This is a genomic window from Paenibacillus gansuensis, assembly GCF_042684925.1.
Classification (GTDB): Bacteria; Bacillota; Bacilli; order Paenibacillales; family DY6; genus Paenibacillus_N; species Paenibacillus_N gansuensis.
The window spans coordinates 147210-164520 of the sequence record NZ_JBHUME010000010.1 but is presented as its reverse complement, the minus strand read 5'-3'; the positions used below and the strand labels follow the sequence as shown (position 1 = coordinate 164520).

The 17311-nt window shown below is 38.2% G+C and carries 23 protein-coding genes; 2 read left to right on the top strand and 21 right to left on the bottom strand.

Annotated features, from left to right (window positions below; genetic code table 11):
* Window positions 1-526 precede the first annotated feature (526 nt).
* A complete protein-coding gene (locus ACFSUF_RS17330; protein WP_377604773.1) occupies window positions 527-913 on the top strand; it encodes a copper amine oxidase N-terminal domain-containing protein in 387 nt (128 codons plus the stop codon).
* A 278-nt stretch (window positions 914-1191) separates the two neighbouring features.
* Complete coding sequence (locus ACFSUF_RS17325) at window positions 1192-1422, top strand: hypothetical protein (RefSeq protein WP_377604745.1); 231 nt, start codon at window positions 1192-1194, stop codon at window positions 1420-1422.
* Between the two features lie 71 nt (window positions 1423-1493).
* On the opposite strand, the gene ACFSUF_RS17320 is transcribed toward ACFSUF_RS17325, so the two are convergent.
* The 21 genes from ACFSUF_RS17320 to ACFSUF_RS17220 form a co-directional block, all read right to left on the bottom strand.
* Window positions 1494-2087: a hypothetical protein gene (locus ACFSUF_RS17320; RefSeq protein ID WP_377604743.1), complete on the bottom strand. Its 594-nt coding sequence runs from the start codon at window positions 2085-2087 to the stop codon at window positions 1494-1496.
* Window positions 2088-2261: 174 nt separating this feature from the next.
* On the bottom strand, window positions 2262-2465 hold the full coding sequence (locus tag ACFSUF_RS17315; RefSeq protein WP_377604741.1) for a hypothetical protein: 204 nt from the start codon (window positions 2463-2465) through the stop codon (window positions 2262-2264).
* Between the two features lie 362 nt (window positions 2466-2827).
* The gene (locus ACFSUF_RS17310) at window positions 2828-3310 is read right to left on the bottom strand and encodes a DUF5662 family protein (protein WP_377604739.1); all 483 of its coding nucleotides are present in this window, start codon (window positions 3308-3310) and stop codon (window positions 2828-2830) included.
* A gap of 744 nt (window positions 3311-4054) precedes the next feature.
* Window positions 4055-4327 (bottom strand): hypothetical protein, encoded by a 273-nt coding sequence (locus ACFSUF_RS17305; RefSeq protein ID WP_377604737.1) that lies wholly within the window; start codon window positions 4325-4327, stop codon window positions 4055-4057.
* Between the two features lie 274 nt (window positions 4328-4601).
* The gene (locus ACFSUF_RS17300) at window positions 4602-5024 is read right to left on the bottom strand and encodes a hypothetical protein (protein ID WP_377604735.1); all 423 of its coding nucleotides are present in this window, start codon (window positions 5022-5024) and stop codon (window positions 4602-4604) included.
* Window positions 5025-5067: 43 nt separating this feature from the next.
* The gene (locus ACFSUF_RS17295) at window positions 5068-5313 is read right to left on the bottom strand and encodes a hypothetical protein (RefSeq protein ID WP_377604733.1); all 246 of its coding nucleotides are present in this window, start codon (window positions 5311-5313) and stop codon (window positions 5068-5070) included.
* Between the two features lie 762 nt (window positions 5314-6075).
* A complete protein-coding gene (locus ACFSUF_RS17290; RefSeq protein ID WP_377604731.1) occupies window positions 6076-6459 on the bottom strand; it encodes a nuclear transport factor 2 family protein in 384 nt (127 codons plus the stop codon).
* Between the two features lie 232 nt (window positions 6460-6691).
* A complete protein-coding gene (locus tag ACFSUF_RS17285; RefSeq protein ID WP_377604729.1) occupies window positions 6692-7417 on the bottom strand; it encodes a Stf0 family sulfotransferase in 726 nt (241 codons plus the stop codon).
* An 18-nt stretch (window positions 7418-7435) separates the two neighbouring features.
* Window positions 7436-7996 carry an adenylyl-sulfate kinase gene (gene cysC, locus ACFSUF_RS17280; RefSeq protein WP_377604771.1) on the bottom strand — a complete coding sequence of 187 codons (561 nt, stop codon included), beginning with the start codon at window positions 7994-7996 and terminating at the stop codon, window positions 7436-7438.
* 530 nt (window positions 7997-8526) lie between these two features.
* The gene (locus ACFSUF_RS17275) at window positions 8527-8907 is read right to left on the bottom strand and encodes a hypothetical protein (protein WP_377604727.1); all 381 of its coding nucleotides are present in this window, start codon (window positions 8905-8907) and stop codon (window positions 8527-8529) included.
* A 194-nt stretch (window positions 8908-9101) separates the two neighbouring features.
* The gene (locus ACFSUF_RS17270) at window positions 9102-9560 is read right to left on the bottom strand and encodes a hypothetical protein (protein WP_377604725.1); all 459 of its coding nucleotides are present in this window, start codon (window positions 9558-9560) and stop codon (window positions 9102-9104) included.
* A 107-nt stretch (window positions 9561-9667) separates the two neighbouring features.
* Complete coding sequence (locus ACFSUF_RS17265; RefSeq protein ID WP_377604723.1) at window positions 9668-10213, bottom strand: hypothetical protein; 546 nt, start codon at window positions 10211-10213, stop codon at window positions 9668-9670.
* A 422-nt stretch (window positions 10214-10635) separates the two neighbouring features.
* Window positions 10636-10878 carry a DUF2651 family protein gene (locus tag ACFSUF_RS17260; protein WP_377604721.1) on the bottom strand — a complete coding sequence of 81 codons (243 nt, stop codon included), beginning with the start codon at window positions 10876-10878 and terminating at the stop codon, window positions 10636-10638.
* A gap of 43 nt (window positions 10879-10921) precedes the next feature.
* Window positions 10922-11116: a hypothetical protein gene (locus tag ACFSUF_RS17255; protein ID WP_377604719.1), complete on the bottom strand. Its 195-nt coding sequence runs from the start codon at window positions 11114-11116 to the stop codon at window positions 10922-10924.
* A 1012-nt stretch (window positions 11117-12128) separates the two neighbouring features.
* A complete protein-coding gene (locus ACFSUF_RS17250) occupies window positions 12129-12653 on the bottom strand; it encodes a GNAT family N-acetyltransferase (RefSeq protein ID WP_377604716.1) in 525 nt (174 codons plus the stop codon).
* Between the two features lie 237 nt (window positions 12654-12890).
* Window positions 12891-14009 carry a DUF4238 domain-containing protein gene (locus ACFSUF_RS17245; RefSeq protein ID WP_377604714.1) on the bottom strand — a complete coding sequence of 373 codons (1119 nt, stop codon included), beginning with the start codon at window positions 14007-14009 and terminating at the stop codon, window positions 12891-12893.
* A gap of 160 nt (window positions 14010-14169) precedes the next feature.
* On the bottom strand, window positions 14170-14511 hold the full coding sequence (locus ACFSUF_RS17240) for a hypothetical protein (protein WP_377604712.1): 342 nt from the start codon (window positions 14509-14511) through the stop codon (window positions 14170-14172).
* 43 nt (window positions 14512-14554) lie between these two features.
* Entirely contained in the window at window positions 14555-14968 is a 414-nt protein-coding gene (locus tag ACFSUF_RS17235) for a nucleotidyltransferase domain-containing protein (protein WP_377604710.1), read from the bottom strand.
* Window positions 14969-15154: 186 nt separating this feature from the next.
* Window positions 15155-15568: a DUF4279 domain-containing protein gene (locus ACFSUF_RS17230; protein WP_377604769.1), complete on the bottom strand. Its 414-nt coding sequence runs from the start codon at window positions 15566-15568 to the stop codon at window positions 15155-15157.
* Between the two features lie 194 nt (window positions 15569-15762).
* On the bottom strand, window positions 15763-16314 hold the full coding sequence (locus tag ACFSUF_RS17225) for a class I SAM-dependent methyltransferase (protein ID WP_377604708.1): 552 nt from the start codon (window positions 16312-16314) through the stop codon (window positions 15763-15765).
* Between the two features lie 296 nt (window positions 16315-16610).
* A complete protein-coding gene (locus ACFSUF_RS17220) occupies window positions 16611-17111 on the bottom strand; it encodes an SMI1/KNR4 family protein (RefSeq protein ID WP_377604706.1) in 501 nt (166 codons plus the stop codon).
* Window positions 17112-17311 lie beyond the last annotated feature (200 nt).

Here is a 17311-nt window from a genome sequence, read left to right as displayed (position 1 = left end):
CTACTTGCCAATTCTAAATATGTTTATCATGGTCCGCTTCATCCCATGCCCATTTCAAATAGAGTTGTTCATTTATGAGTGTCGTTGATGTTACGATGTAAGCAACAGCAATAATCAGTAATATCAATGTAAGTGCAAACCATATTGATTTCTTTCTCAACACTGCTCCACCTCCTATAACTTCCTCGGTGTAGTATTTGACAACACTGACATGCATCATTTTCACGTTAGGCTACCCTTTAGCATACGAGGCTGCCTACATATTCGTGGCAGCCTCATTAATTCCCTTTATTTAACTATCGTTCCCAGTTAGCGTAATCTTCTATGTACGTCGATGACACTCTTCTGGATCAAGATCCTTCGGCTAGAGTGTTACTTCATTATCCTTTTTTTACTTTACTGCATGGATTGAAACCCACTGAGGAAGGGCTGCTATAGGATTTAATTTCCAATTTCGTAAATCATCTAGTTCTTGTTCCGTGAGTGAATCCCCTTCATCATTTGACTCATCGATCCAAAATGAGCCATCTTCCAAGCTGCCTATGATTATTTTAAAGAAAACAAGGTAAATGTAGTTATAAATGATTCACCTGTAGAGTTTACACCTAATGCCGTCGCATGGAATAACACGACGCTAGTCCCTTTTCGGAAGTTATTTGAGTCATACGGAGCCGATGTAGAATACGATCCTAAAAGCAAAACAGTTACTGCCAAGAAGTACGATATTACAATCAAAATATATATAGACTCCCGTGATGCTGAAGTCAACGGAACGAAGGTAACTGTAAAACAAGGTTCTCTTGTCCTCAAAGATACGGTTTACGTTCAGCTGAGATTCATCAGCGAAAGCCTTGGCGCTAAAGTGAATTTCAACAAGGAAACCATGACGGTTTATATTAACTTGGATAAGTAACGTTATTATCCTTTTCTGAATGGAGGCATGAAATTTTGAGCAAGAATAAAACCATAATTACATCCATTTTTCTTGGTTGCGGTGTAATGTTAGGATTGCTTATCTGGTCATATACCTCGATTATGAACTTATAAAATAATCATCCCTCAATGTCACTTAGAAGGAAAATACAATCTATAAACTGGTCGGTTTTTTCTCTATGTAGGTGAATGCTATTTGAAGACCCGAGACTGTACATATAGTCGGGCCCCGTAAAATATTAAGAGGAGTGAACTTACGTGGATAAAAATAAAGAACCCTTAGAGGGAAAAGCGTATCATCAACAGGAAGTTATCCCGTCGTTCAACAGCGCTACTGACTATAACAGAGATATACTTGGAGTACCAAGCAATAAAGTTGATATTAAAAGTATGCCAAAGCCAATTAAGTATTTTTCTTATTTTGTATTTACCGTAATGATTTTAGGGACACTTATGTTAATCGGACTGTTCATTTGGAGCAGACTGTAAAAGAAGCCACTGCATCAATGGCTTCTTTTCCTTATTTCACATGTTACAAAACTTAGAGTGGCCAATCTCTTTTACTTTCGCACCGATTCAGCTACTTGGATAAGCAAACTTACTGGAACTTCATTTTCTATTCGGCTATCCACAGACAGACGATACTGCCATTCATTGTTTTCAAAAACAAAGTTATTATCACCTAGCCCTAGATCAGGAATTTTTGTTGTAAAATAAATTGCTTCGCTCCCATCTGAGAGTTTATATGTTTTCTTTAGCCTCATTGATTTGGTAAAGTGAATTTTCTTAAAACCAAAGTCAATTTTCTGCTCAATAGGCCTTACAAAAATAGTATAATTATACTTCCCTTCCACTTGATTGAGATATTTAATTCGTAGTTCGTCATTATGATGATCCTTATCATTAACACACCTAGCCAGATGAAGAGTAAAAGGCACAGGCGGTACTTTAATCGGCAGCCTAAGGTCCCTGTGATGGAGTAACTCACATTCCTTTAGAGCTTCACCAACTGATTTATAACCAACTTTGAAATATGACCTTTCATCAATTATCGGAACATCATCGCGAACTTCTGCGAATGACGTGCTCGTCATGGTTGTACCTAAGCTTAATAGACAAAGAAGAACCAAGAGAAAAACCTTTTTCATAAACATATGTACCCGCCTTTTCTCTGCATAGTATCCGCTCTTTAGGACAACCATCGTGCTCAGATAACTAAGTAAATCCAATGTATAACCACAAGCTACTTTTAGCCCCGCTATCCGTCAAGAAACTTAAATTTAAAACAATCCAAAACTCGCAGCTAAGAAAATAATACCAAGGTCAGTTTATTGGCCGCGTACTTTTAACTTTTCTAATTTCTTTGTTAGAACATATTGCTCTTCTTCTACTTGAAATAATTTTGACCGCTGGTAATCCAACCTGCTGTGTATGGTTGATGTATTGCCCTGAACAAGATTGGCGGCGATACTCTCCAACTGGCTATTTAGTTTTTTTAACTCCAAAAGTATCTGCATTTGAACATCCTCCATAACCGTCTCCCCCCCCCAGAATTAATAAATATTTATATGTTAGGATACTCCTCTCAACACCTGTTGTGTCGCGGGTTTCGCTCTTCAAGGACGTGAAGAATTGGGGTCATTCAAAAGATCACTGGATCGCGCTTGCACGCCATCATATTTGAGTATCTTGTCTGCAAAAAAGGTTACCATCCATCTTAATGAAACAATTAGCCTATACATATTGTTCCAGTCAGTCACGATGTTATTCAATTATGTTCCCTTCAAACAAACGAGGCTGCCATAACACATGGCAACCTCGTAATAGTAAGGACTAAAATAATCTGTGTGAAACTGCCCAATGGCCAGTATCTTTATTAAACTAACGTGTCCCGTTAGTGGAATGACTTTGCTTCTCCCTCGGCGGACTTTTGGAATTTGTTCGTCATAATTGTTTCAAGCTCTCTTTTTGTTTCTGGATGTATCACTATTTTATCAGTAAGGTTTAGCGTTGATTCTTTAACTTTTCTCCCCCAGCTCCTTGAAAAGGAACGCCAGTCGCAAACCATTTCGATAATATATCTTTTAGGTATGGGAAGAGCTTCTTTAGTATTTGGATTGATGACCCAATATTCCCAATGATGCTTATTCTTACGCTGATGACGGAGCCAGGCATATTTCCACTTTAATTCATCATCATCGTTCAATGGCATTCCAGAGTAAAATTTCTTTGCGTAGGGAAAAAACTCGGTTGACGAAAACTTTGAGAAATCATGTATTATTCCCTGAATATATAATCCCTCTTTCCAACACTCAACCAACACATTTAGTTTGTGGTTAAGGATGTACAGGAAATACCTTGAACACGCCTTTATCATTTTCACAAACCTCCCTCTGGCAACCATTTAAAAGTTATATCAATAATTTGTTAATATATGTTATGCAACATAACTGCCCTTTAATTTCGGATCTGCAGCCTTCAGTGTGTTATTACGCTATCGTTCTCCGTCAGCGGAATGGATTTTAAGATTAATGGGGTTCTATAATGATCAAGGCAAAAGTCTTTGACTTTGATGGACTCTGTTCAGGGTATCATTTAGTTGGCTTCGACACCTTGAACAATCTCTTCCTGTTCATCAATCTTAGTTTTAACCCGTTTCCTGATTCGGCTGGTGGTTTGTTATGGATAATTTTCCCTACCTACTGATATCCCACAGGGAGACAAATAAAGGGTAGAGTTTAATTTACAGTGGCTTTTTTCTTATAATCTGCTCCAAATGAACAGTCCGACTAACATAAGAGTTCCTACTATCATTACTGTGAATACAAAATATGAAAAATACTGAAGTGGCTTTGGCATATTTTTAATATCTGCTTTTTTGCTAGGTACCCCTAGTATATCTCTGTTATAGTCAGTAGCACTATTAAACGACGGGACATCTTCCTCTTGATGATAAGTTTTTTCTTGTAAAGGTTCTTGTTTCTTATCCAGGTAAGTTCACCCCTTTAATTTATTTTTTGCTCTATTTGGACTTTAAATAAGTATGCCGTTAATTCTGCGGCATCCAAAGATACATTTATTGAGCATACGTACATGCTAGATTATTGAGAGGTAAATGATTCTATTTAACGTTTGACACTGGTGACTGTTCTTTTGTCCACTCTGTAGGACCCTCACTGTCTGAAATAAACTTCCTCCAATAATCTCCGCTTTGTTTATCAAATATAATGATGTTGTTTTTATTAACGGCAATCATTTCATATGACCCTACAGCTGATGCATCACCTGTTGTAGGCAAGCTTTTTTCTGAAAAAGTCAATTTAAGAAATACTCCTAGAATTACAAAGCCTAATAAAATCGAAGCTCCGATAATGAGTGAATTACTTTTGTTCATAATATCCCCTCCACTTTTAGTGATTTTTAAGATGATTTTCGGCATTAATTTTGCAAAACCTCTTTTTGGCCATTATTCAACATTACTGTCCGTTAATCGAATGAAGGCTGCTGATCAATCGGATCTGCAGCCTTCACTGTGTTATTGAGCTATCGTATTCTTCAATGGTTCATGAAATCCTTTATGCACTAAACTTACCTATATACGGAGCAAAGGGCTGTCACGCGGCAGCCCTTTCGTTATTGAACTATCGTTCTGCGTTAGTTGAATGAGATTATGTAATTTCCCGTACAAGTAATGCTTCACTTTTGTAACTTTCCAAATCAGAACTTAGCCACGTAGGATCGCTCTCCCGATATTGAAAGAAACGTGCGACTACATCCGTACCATCAGGGTCGCACTTTAGGACAATAACAAATGCCTTGGCAGGGTATTTAAATCGCAGTTTATTTTCCCATGCCTGAACGAGATTAAGCCCTTCTGAGAGGCTTTCTAGATGCACGTGATTAATTGATGCCTCACAATCCGTTTGATCAAAATAAGCAGTATCAGGGAACCCGATCGGCAGCTCGCTACAAAACGATTTTATTAGAATACAACCTTCCCGTTCGATAAAGTTTAAGTAATCGTCATCGACTGGGGAGCCTTTTGTTTGAGCATGAGCCAGAAGTTCAGACATGGCCCTATTCGTCTTCATTTCAGCACCCCCAATGCCCGTTCGACTATCGTGTCCCGTTAGCTTAATCTAAGGTTTTTATTTCAAGTGGAGTAGAGGGTCTTGTATTACAATAAAAGCAGTCAATTTTACCGCAATTTGCGGTTACCCATTCATCACAATACGCACAAAAGGTAGCATCATATCTATCGTAGTAAAAAAGTCCATTACTACATGAAACACAATAATTATCAGGCTCTGGAGCTCCACCAATTTTAAAGTAATCTTCAACAATAATAAGCCGTTCCTTCTTAAGTATCTTTATTTTCAACCTACACCTCCGGGGAGTTAAGTTATCCTTATTTTACCACAAATCTTGGAACTAACCTGCCTGTTAGCTTAATGAAGTATAGTCTGTCTAACACTTTATTTGCTCAGCCTAACTCGTCAAATATTGCTCATACAACAACCCTTAATAAAGTGCTTTTTTGTCGCTAGCACAGATTAAAGGGATTTTCACGTCCAAAAATACGACAAGAAAATACGTGCAAATGAAAAAGAACTTTGATTTATCAAGGTTCTAAATCGGGATTATTATGTCGTTGTACTGCTACTAACGCTTTAATTTCGCTTGAATAATTGGATAAGGAAATCTACTATAAGTCCTATCAAAAAGAAAGAGCTAAAATGCAATAAATATGCAGGAAACTGAACACTGATACTTGCACTATCGGTAGCTAATTTTGCACTTTCAAAATCAAACATCCAATGTCTGAATGGCTCAGTATATACGACTGAATTAAGCACGGGATTTAGTCCAATAAGGAGAATGTTTTTATCATCGTTTCCACAATAGTTATTTATACATATCAAAATGCTAATGACTGAAAGCCAAAAGGTAAACTTCCTAAAAAGAAACATCAAATCCCCCCCTTTGTCTTTTCTGGACTTTAACATTATATACAATTTTAACTACAATCTTCACGAAAAGAGCCTGGAGCTGAATAAAGACATCCGATTGTTCGCCGCGGCAGGCATCGTGGAGTAGGTAATTGCGCTATGGTTCTTCGTTAGCTTAAGAACGTGTATATACTCAACTGTAATCTTCAATCAATGAGATTTTTCCTTCCTTAATCTCGAATTTCGACTTTCCTGCTAATTTCAATTTATCCCCAATTTTTAATCCATTAGGAAAATCCACAGCAAGAGTACCTTCATAATCGATTCCAACCTCTATTTTGTCATTTATAACACTGTAATCGGTAATTGTCTGACGACGGCTAGAGAACATCGTTGACGACTGTTCTGCCAGCTCCCTAAACGTTTGTATTCCTCTAATTTCCGTTGTGATTTCTCCATTGGAAATATTCCTGAATAGTATGTCCTTATGCAATAGTTCAACCATGCTTACAATTTCAAATGAATTGTATGCCTCAATATATTTTTCAATTATGTCCCTTATTTCTTGACTAACCATAATCATACTCCTCCTTTACATAAAGACGTTACCTTTGTTTACCTAGACGACTTATTTCTAATACAATAGTACCATATATTGTAAGTATCCTGCCATTTAGCTTAACGAGGCTGCCTACAACTTCGTGGCAGCCTCGTCAGTTTCCTTTATTTAACTATCGTGTCCCGTTAGTTCAATGAATTTGCCGTCTTTTCTCTTATCCCGTTAGGAGCTAAGTGCTACTGGTTTAATATCACCAAGCTACGTTCTCCCAGTCTAATTGCCGCTCCTTCCTAAAATGTTGCACCCAGCTTTCAGCAATATCATCAGCGATTGGGTCGAAGAACGGAGAGGCTACTTGAACAGTTTCAGTCGGTATGTTCAGAAACTTCAATACCCCCAAAACCGTATCTTCGTAGTTCAGGATAAAGTCTTCATAAACGATCGTCATTGGTACAATACCCTCCTCTGCGAAAAACTCCTCCATGGCAGCTTCACGCAACGTGCATTCCACAAGCAAATGATTTATTGCATCAAAGGAATACTGGTCACCTATCTCCTCCTGTTGTGGTCTCGTGCCGTGTACCCGGTGCCATTCTCCGGATACAATAGCTCTCCACCACGACACCGCGAGCCTTACTTTATTGCGACGAGTCATAAAAATGTGTTTACAAGCCGGGAATGCTTCATCCCAAATCCGTGGTCTGGACAGTTCTTCAGGCAGATGCAATTCTCTTCGAAACGTATGCAACCATTCATCTAGCTTGTCAGTCGAGGTCTTGAGCCCGAAGACGCCATTTGGAGTCGTACCATTTTGCCACATTTGCTGTATATCCTGGCTACCAAATGTACCGGGGTCTGGCTCCGTCAACCACTCTCTAGGAATTCCTGCTACCTTCGTCGATTCAAGTGCTTTATACAACAAGGTACTTCCAGTACGCTGCGAAAACCAAATAGTGTAACTGCTTACAGGTTTCATTAAACATTCTCCTTAGGGTTAGTTTTTTAATTTTAATCGCAAGTAGTGAGTGAGGGTCTCGGTGCAGTGTTGCAAATCAAATTTCTCCGTATCCAGCACAAAGTCAGGCTGTACTGGCGGTTCGTACGGTGCTGATATGCCTGTAAAGTTCGGAAGCTCACCGGCTTCGGCGAGGCGGTACATTCCCTTCGGATCCCGCTGCTTGCACTCCGTTAATGAACACTTAATATATAATTCTGTGTAATCTTCCCGATGAAAACACTGCCTTACGGTCATCCTCCCCGATTCTGAGGGTGATATAAATGCAGCCAAGACGAGAAAACCTGCTTCCACAAACATAAGCGCAACTTCAGCGGCTCGCCGAAGATTTTCTATCCGGTGCGCTTCGGAAAATCCGAGATCTTTGTTTAGTCCCTTTCTTAAACAATCTCCATCTATAACTACACATCGAATACCGCATTGTATCATTTCTTTTTCCACTTCATTGGCCAGCGTTGTTTTACCTGAACCAGGCAAGCCGGTAAACCAAACAACTCCACCCTTGTGCCCGTTCATTCTTTCTATGACATCTCTAGGTATGGTATAATCCTCCCTTTTTTAGAGGTATAAATGGAAATAAAATAGTGAATGGAAATAGAAAAAGCCATGGATGAACAATCGTTCACCCACGGCTTCCATTCCGTAGAAATGCCTAAACAAGACGATGCCTTGTCCCAAGCATTCAATACGGAAGCGTGATGATGGATTTGGTTCATGACGGGTACATGAACGATAACATAGCAAAGCTGTCCCTACCTAGATAAGTAGAGTGCCTCGGTCACGCTCATGTGGTATTAGGTTAGATTAACCTTTAGCTTCCGTCAAAAACACCATCATCATCATCACTGCACATATCCCACCATTCAACTATTTGTTACCAGTATAAACCATATATTGGTTTAGTCAATAATTATTTCGATGTTAAAAACTAAGTCCATTGTTATTTGCATACTCAGCCAGCTTAATCTATTATGCTGCCCTTTAGTTCAATAAAGGCTGCTGATCAATTGGATCTGCAGCCCTCAATGTGTTTTTAAGCTATCGTTCTCCGTTAGTTAAGCGAGGCGGTTTCAGAATTTCACATCGTAACCAATAACTTGCTTTGTTATAGGATTAAAATAAACAGTTATAGGTCCAAGCAAACCTTCGTTATCCGTATGAAACGAAACCCGAACAACTTTATTCGCATTAATCCATAATAGCCTTCGACTAAATTTCGCATTTGCAGTCGGTTTGGGAATAAACAATCCCTTTATACGCTTGTCATGCAGATCGATGACGGATACATCACCTTCTTGCCAATTCCAAATATGTTTATCATGGTCCGCTTCATCCCATGCCCGTTTCAAATAGAGTTGTTCATTTATGATTGTCGTTGATGTTACGATGTAAGCAACAACAATAATCAGTAATATCAATGTAAGTGCAAACCATATTGATTTCTTTCTCAACACTGCTCTACCTCCTATGACTTCCTGAGTGTAGTATTTGACACACTGACATGCATCATTTTCACGTTAGGCTACCCTTTAGCATACGAGGCTGCCTACATATTCGTAGCAGCCTCGTTAATTCCCTTTATTTAACTATCGTGTCCCGTTAGCGTAACAGGCCGCAGTTGGTACTGTCTTTGTTAGCACCTAAGTCACTTAATGTTGTAATCAAATTTGTTGGTAATTAGCTTTTTCCATCTACGTTGTCTCCATCGATAAAAGAGTTGAGCAAACGAAACAACAAAAGGTGTGAGAGCTCCTGCACTTATTTCTATAGTGTCGACATAAAGTGTTTTATTCCGCTCTAGACCTTCTAGCTGTATATGATGGTCCCATTTACTGATCACCTGACTGTAACCGTTGTCTCTAATGTGTTTCGCCTGTTCATCCACGGAAATAACAATCCATTGGGTTCCGAATGGGATGAAACCGAAGATATACATTTTGACGAGGTACTTTCCTTCTTCCCACATATCTGGTAGCGGATGATTTTCATCGGGCACAAATTTCACGAGTGGTTTTGCAATATACAACAGCGACTTGGATTTTTTTACTTCATTGAAAAGATCAGATGCGTTGCAATCGAACACCGACCTTACTTTAACGAACATAGGTTTATCTCTCCTTTAACACTTGCGCATGGGTCCAACTATGCTGCCCATTAGTTGAATAAAGGCTGCTGATCAATCGGATCTGCAGCCTTTACAGTGTTATTGCGCTATCGTGTCCCGTTAGCGTAACGCAAGTCCATAATGTAATCGTAAGCATCTTCAATTGTCCGCAACTTTATCCGACTTGTCATTTCAGTTGAGAACAGTGAAATTTCATCTTCCCTCTCTAAAATGCTATTCCTAAAATTGAGTTCATAATCGTCTAAAAATTCTTTCTTTGTTTTGTAAAAATCAAACCTCTCGAGAATATATAATTCTTTAAAGCATAGAAAAAGTGAAAGAAAATCACACAAATTATTTGCCACCAATTTCACCTGATGTTCAAAAAGCATTGGTTGAATAAAGATTATTGGAGCTTCTTCAAGTGTTGATACTGAATCATTATTTGTAAAGAAAGCAAAATGGTCCCCACCCATTCCTGTATGTCCAAACACAACAGCGTCATCAGGTGTACAATCATAGCCAAAGTCGCTGCTGAAATTCAGATATATCCCTAAATAATCTTCTATTCCTCTGCCGTGATTATTTTGTAGGATTTGATCAATAGCATATAGGCTACTAAGAGTTTTAGGCATTTCATATCCTCTAACCATTTGAAATACACCTCCTTAACAATTTTTGAACTATCGTTCCCATAATGATCGGTACTAATATATTTGACCACTAGCTACTTCACGGAAATGGAGTACAACTTCGGACAATATACCTTAGGCTTCTTGTAGCGTTTCAACCCCTGCACCGCCGTTATACTTCGTAATCAGTTCGGCAGCATAGCGCGGGTCGTTAGCGGTTCCTTCGTCGGGTGCAATGGTAGCGGCATCTTTGTATATTTGCGGTTCAAGGTCGGCGGTCCTATGCTAAACTGCTCGTTACTTTAACAAAGGCTGCCGTACATATTTGCGGCAGCCTTTGTTAACTTCCTTTATTAAACTATAGTTCCCCGTTAGCGTAACGCCGCTATGGGTTGAACTGTCAGTTATTATCTTCTACTTCCGAATTGTTTGAAGGCTTGTTATTATGCTTTGTACAATGAGTACAAACGCTTTGAAACAAAACTAATAACTAAAGACAACACTGTATAAACAAAGACCCAAATCAGAAAAGTTGTATTATAAGCTTGGAACATCAGAACGACAGAGAAAATGAAAACCAACAAAGGCACGATATAAGCATTTTTCAAGAGCAAGTATCCGACTATACTTAACAAAAGAATTATAACAGGATAAATTATTAGCACTTGTGTTATTACATTTATCATAATTAAACCCCTTATACGTAATAATGTTTTTCTTATTAAAAAATTAATAAATCCGTGAACATAACCAAACAATTGGTGTGATTGCAACTAATGCAGCCAGTAGGACAAAAAGAATATAACCGACATTGGTTTTCATTCTGCTTCGTTTGTCGTAAACCTCTGGCTTTATACCCAATCCAAGCCACAAATCGCCAATCAGACTCACAACGGTTATTGCGAAATTTTTGATAAGTTTCATCTTACATCACTCCTTGGATAGGCCAAATGTTTCCAAACCGAACTCACTACATTGTACCATATATTGGAACAATCCTGCCCGTTACTTCAACAAAAACGGTAGCCGACGTGTGCCAGCTACCGTCATGACAAGATTAAACTATAGTGTTCAGTTACTTTAATGAAACAGTGAAAGACTTACCGCGCCGCCCACTTTTTATTGCGCTATCATTCCCAGCACAAAAGGTTTCTAGTTAATGTCTCTAGTCTAATTTTTGATACCTGTTGCATAACGTTGGATATCCGAAGAATGAACATGCCTTAATACGACTCATAACAGTCTTCAAATCCCCCCATGTTTTCCCTGGCTGTACAAAGAAATATCGTTGTTAATCCTCCCGGATGTTAAATAGGTTACCCGAGTTGCCGGGACAGCCTGCTACTTATGTCTTCGTTTAATAAACAAATTTACTTTTTCATTTAAATATTTCCTCAAAATCTCGTCCACTGCCCAAAAAATGAATGAAATAATTGTGGAGGCAACTAAGAAATATAGGTCGAACATATTGAATTCAGTTAGATAAAATCTTGAATCAAGAACCATAATTAAATAAACAAAACAAATTCCAAAAAATAAATGTACAATTAATGAAAAGAATCCTCTTTTTTTGCCTTTAAACTGACTGTTTAATATATCGGAAAGCATTGATATAGGTACCCCGTATATAAGTGTAACTGGGATTGCAACTATATAAGTAAAGATTAACTTAGGTATTTCCTTTATTGTACTTCCTTCTATGAGCATAAAACAAAAGCCCACAATCGGAGCAGATATTAAAATGGTATCAAATAAAAGCCGATAATTTTCTTTTAAACACAGTAGTTCCCCCTTTTTAAAAAAAAGGTAGTTTTTTTCATATTAATCGGTTATTATCAAGGTTTTGTTGCTGTAAGCTGCCCGTTACTTCAACAAAGGCTGCCGTATATATTCGCGGCAGCCTCATCGGTTTCCTTTATTTTACTAACGTGTCCCGTTAGCTCAATAATTCTTTGATATTAGTCCACCCATATACAACGTCATTATATACCTCATCTTTAACAATGACGGTTCCTTCACGTACCTTTCGTCCACCGACAGCTTCATAGAAACGTCGGGAAGGATTATTCTCTGCGAACACCCTCACAATCATAGAAAAAATATTGCTGCTTGATAAATCTTTTGCTAACGCCTTTACTAATTTCCGGCCAATTCCCACACCATGATATTCGCTCAGAATATAAATCGCATATATTTCCCCTTTGTAAATTTCGTCACTTTTCCTTTCGGGTCCACCCCAGATAAATCCAACAATTTGTCTCTTTTCATTCTCTGCTACCAATAGGCTGACACTTTTCGGTCGGTTCCTTAAAGCTTCTGTAAATCTTGGGGTTGACCATTCATAAGTTAAATTCTCCAAAAATATTTGAGGTAGGATGCCCATATGTGATGTCTTTAAGCTGTTAATATGTACTTTAGCAATTTCATTAACGTCTTCCAATACAGCTTTTCTTATGTTCATCAATAACACCACCTGTTCGGTACTTCTTGTATAAAACAGTTCTATAGTTTATCGTACTTACTTGCCCCTTTAGTTGAAAAAAGCTGCTGATCAATTGGATCTGCAGCCTTAGCTGTGTTACTACTCCGCTATTGTGTCCCGTTAGCGTAATCATGTGTCACTTATCTCGGTACATTCGAACCCACATTTTAAAACCAAGTTTTTCGTAGACGTCGGGATTGAATCTATTTTCTCTATTTAAAATGAGAAAATGCTTTGCTCGACTTGAGCTGTTGGGTGTACACTAACATTTAATGCAAGGTTCTTATCCTTTATTGTCCGCCAGATCCGCTTAACTTCTTCATACTCAACATAACAGCATAATTTAAATTTTTTTCCGCTGTTACAACCACACGGATCGTTTCGACCTAAGTCATTGTATTGACTAAAATGCATCGGATCGGTAAATAGCTCCCAGGCCTTTTTGTCCCGTTCATAAAAGAAAATTTCCTTTTTTAACGTTGATCCACTTACCCTTCCTGAATGATGCCCTATATAAACGGATGAAGGTGAACTCCATTCGAAATACGATAAAGCTTCTATTAGTGCATTTTTTTCTCTTCCCACGCACTTTTTATAGGAATTATTGATAATAACCTTATTTATATCCAAGACTTCTTCTCCGGTAAGCAGGTTCAACGTTTTAGGCTGTATGTAATCAGGTTTTCGTCCATTATAAAAAACAACGTAATACTGACTAGAAAACGGAACCAAAATCATAACATCTTTCATTCCCAAATGCCTATTACTGACGTTTCCAAATCGACTCTTAATCCGTAAAGCTACAGTGGAAATGTACTGATCGCTAATTAAAAAATGATTCTGGTCGCTTTTGATTATCGCAAATTCGTAAAACTCCCTAAGGGTTTTTCCCAATTTTTTTATATAACTCGTGTTTAATAGTTTATCGAGTAGGACAGCTATCCGAGTTTCCTTTGTCTTTGTTTCATGCGAAAATTCATGTAGCAACGCGCCGCTCCTATAATAGTAAATTATGATCGCCTCTAGATATGCTTGGACATGCTTTTCAATAACATCTATGGTTTCTTCGCCGGTTTCATAAAGTTTGATCAAACGCAATGTCTCTACGATTGCGGGAGCGTAATCATCTTCGATATCTTGAAAAAATTTTTCTAGTTTATTTTGAGTAAGATAAGGATGCTCATATGTATAGCGCTCAGACATTGAACGATTGTACGGAGTTTGATAAGGCTCCTTTTTTTCTTCCACTAATGCCTCATAGACCCTTCCGTCGAATGCAAAATGTTTTAATACGCTTTGTGGTATGTAGTGCTGATTCTTAACGATATCGCTCAATATGCACACCAGCCCTTTTGTCTTTTATAAGTCCTTAAAGCTTTGGTATTCGCGAAGTAACTACGCAATCCTGCCCGTTAGCTTAACGAGGCTGCCATACAAATTCGTGGCAGCCTCGTCAGTTTCCTTTATTTAACTATCGTTTCCCGTTAGTTGAAGGTCACCCCCTGGTTTTGGAGTACCAGTTAACCAAGCTAATGCTGAAGTCCCTGTGTTTTTTTATAAACTGTTCCCTATACTCATCCGCAACCGATCTAATCCCCATACCAAAATGATCATCGAGCTCCTTAACAATAAACTCAAAAACATCGTTATGGTTCATTCCCTGCTGCAGTAATTCGATTAGCTGAACAGTAATACAATCATATTCATCCTTTGGCGCACCGCCCTCTATAAGACCAATCGGATCCCATTCATTAACGATTGGTTCAAGTTGCGCGTAGAGCGTACTGTACCGCTTCTTTAATTTTTTTACTTGAGTATTTGAAGGATGTTCCCACATAAGCATCACCTACCTGAAGGGATCAATTGACGTAAACTACCAGTTAGCGTAAGAACCTGATTACAGATTCAAAAATGTTCTCCTTATCCAATATCACCTTAAACCCATTTGAAGCGACATTTTTTGTACCATCATCTAATGGTTCTCGAACCCAATCATCTGAAACAACACCATACTCTACCTCTAATCCACAGTCATAGTAAACGCGAAGCGAGGTCAATATACCCCATTCCTCAATTTCGACTCGAACTTTGTTGTTAAAGTTGAAATTATTATGTATAGATTGAATTGTGCTATTTTTGGTCGTTGTGATAATGACCAAATCAACATCTGATTCTGAGTGAAAATCTCCTCTAGCAAAAGACCCTACTAGTGCAATTCCTCCTATATCAGGTTGATGAATTGCCCATTCCTTAAATTGCATTATAAGTGAATCTGCTGCTTGCTCTAGTTCCACGCATGTATCCTCCTGGCGTTCTGAATTTTTGATTCTAGGGTTATCAATTATAATAATTCACTTAATTCGGAGTGTTTACCTTTAACTTATCTGCCCGTTACTTCAACAAAGGCTGCCGTACATATTCGCGGCAGCATCAATAATTTCCTTTATTTAACTATCGTGTCCCGTTAGCTTACTCTCTAACTAACTAAAAATATACAAGTCAAAATCAATATCCGCATTCGTTGAATATGCAAAACTAATGAATCTACGTTCTAAATACATAGCAGGTTTTTCATTATTTTCAACTTTAATTACCACATTAAACTTATAGGATACATTGTACTCATCCTTGATTTTGTTAAGTTCACTTACCTTACTTTCCAGTATATCTAAGAGGTAATATAATTGGTCGTTAATATCATAGGACTCTTGATATCCTGAACTAAGTTCCCATGCTGTCTCTTTTCTGTAATGAGTGGTAGAACTAGTCACATTGTCATTTTTAGGTCTAATAATAATATCACCAATGTTATACGATTCGGTTGGTTCGATACCAAGCAATTGCGTAACTTCATTTACAGGAAAACTGTCCCTGAAATTGCTGAAATACGCCATGACAGTGGTTTTATCCATTTTCAGTCACCTCAGTCTATACAAAAACTTAGCTTTCTGGTACCTTAAATTTAACAAAACTGCCCTTTAGCTTAACGAGGCTGCCTACATATTCGTGGCAGCCTCGTTAGTTTCCTTTATTGAGCTATCGTTCTCCGTTAGCGCAACGCTCCATTCATTTCTTTACAAACTTGGACTCATATTTTAAGAGCATCAAGGATTAAAGATACAAAACCTAATTCCCCGTTTTGGTTGCGATGATCGAACCGCTTAGATCGATAGATAAACCCTTTAGTTTCATCCCAATCGTTGTAATGAAAATCACCGTCTTCATCACAATATTCGAGAAGGTTGACGGTAAAGCCAGCAGTCTCAAACATGCGAGTTAATGTTAGGTAAGAATGCACGATTTTATGTGATGCCGCAGGATGATCCTTAGGGCCAGGCCCTCCAACTTTAACGATATTCTGGTACCATTCATTTGGAAAGAAGGCATCGGGTACTGCGCAACGGATGTATCCTCCTAGCTGTAAATACTCGTAACAATTCTGCGCCGCTTGAACACCTTCGTCATAAGATAAGTGCTCCCAAACGTGTTCGGCTAATATGGCTGAAAGTGAGTTAGGTGAAAATCTTTGAGCCCAATCAGTTTTAACCAACAGATTCAGCTCATCTTCTTGTGTATGTAACCATCCTGGATTGTTGTTGCTTTCTCCTGCACCGATGACTACCTTTATTTCATCATTCACAAAAAACCACCTCCCTTTATAAACTTATCAGGAGGTGGACCATTATGGTATGGATTTATGTTTTTGATTTATGGAGTTTTACTACTCTCTACTCCCCGTTAGCCATCCATGCACACCCAGTTCCGCACCACAGAACCATGAAAGTTAATCCGTTCTTTCATAGTAGTTGAAATAAAGACTGCTTATCAATCGGATCTGCAGCCTTCACTGTGTTATTCAGCTATCGTGTCCCGTTAGCTTAATGAACCTTGCCGAATTAATCAAGCGTTGAAATGGTGTCATCGGAAGTTCTTATCTTATATTGAGAATTCATTTTCATTCACTAAATTACTTATAAATGATTCAAAATCTTTGGCTAAAAATGTGATTTTAGGTCCATTTAACGACTCAACATCAACGTGTATTACTTTTGGTTCTCCGTTCTTCCCACATTCCGAGTAATCTAACATAACTGCGTCATGTCCAGCGGAAGGACAAGAGCAAATGACAATACCTATATCTGGATATCCCCAGTCTTCAATCATAAATTTGCTTCCATATTCTTTTGAATCTATCCCCGAAGGTTCTCCAATGCCGTGTATGGCTGTAATTGCAATGTGGTCCTCCGCCCATGAAGTTGCTTTTGTTGTGCGAAAACATGTATTGATTGGTGTTCCGCCATTCTTAGATCTGATTAATTCAATATAAGTACTAGGTAATTTATAGCCGAGTTCTTTCTCAGCTTCATTTATTGTTTCGTCTGAAACAGGATTAGAAATTGTGTAGTAATCTGAGTCGTCCCAAAATTGATTATTCATGTATTCACGCCTTTTGACTAGATATTCAAGAATTTACGATTATCTTATTTACATACTTTAAGTATTTGCCATGTCAAAGTTTTCGGCAAAGTGATTAAACTATCCTGCCCTTTAGTTGAACAAGGCTGCTGATCACCAGATCTGCAGCCTTTGTTATATATTGTGCTGTCCTTCCCCGTTTGCTGAAAGAACTATCCATA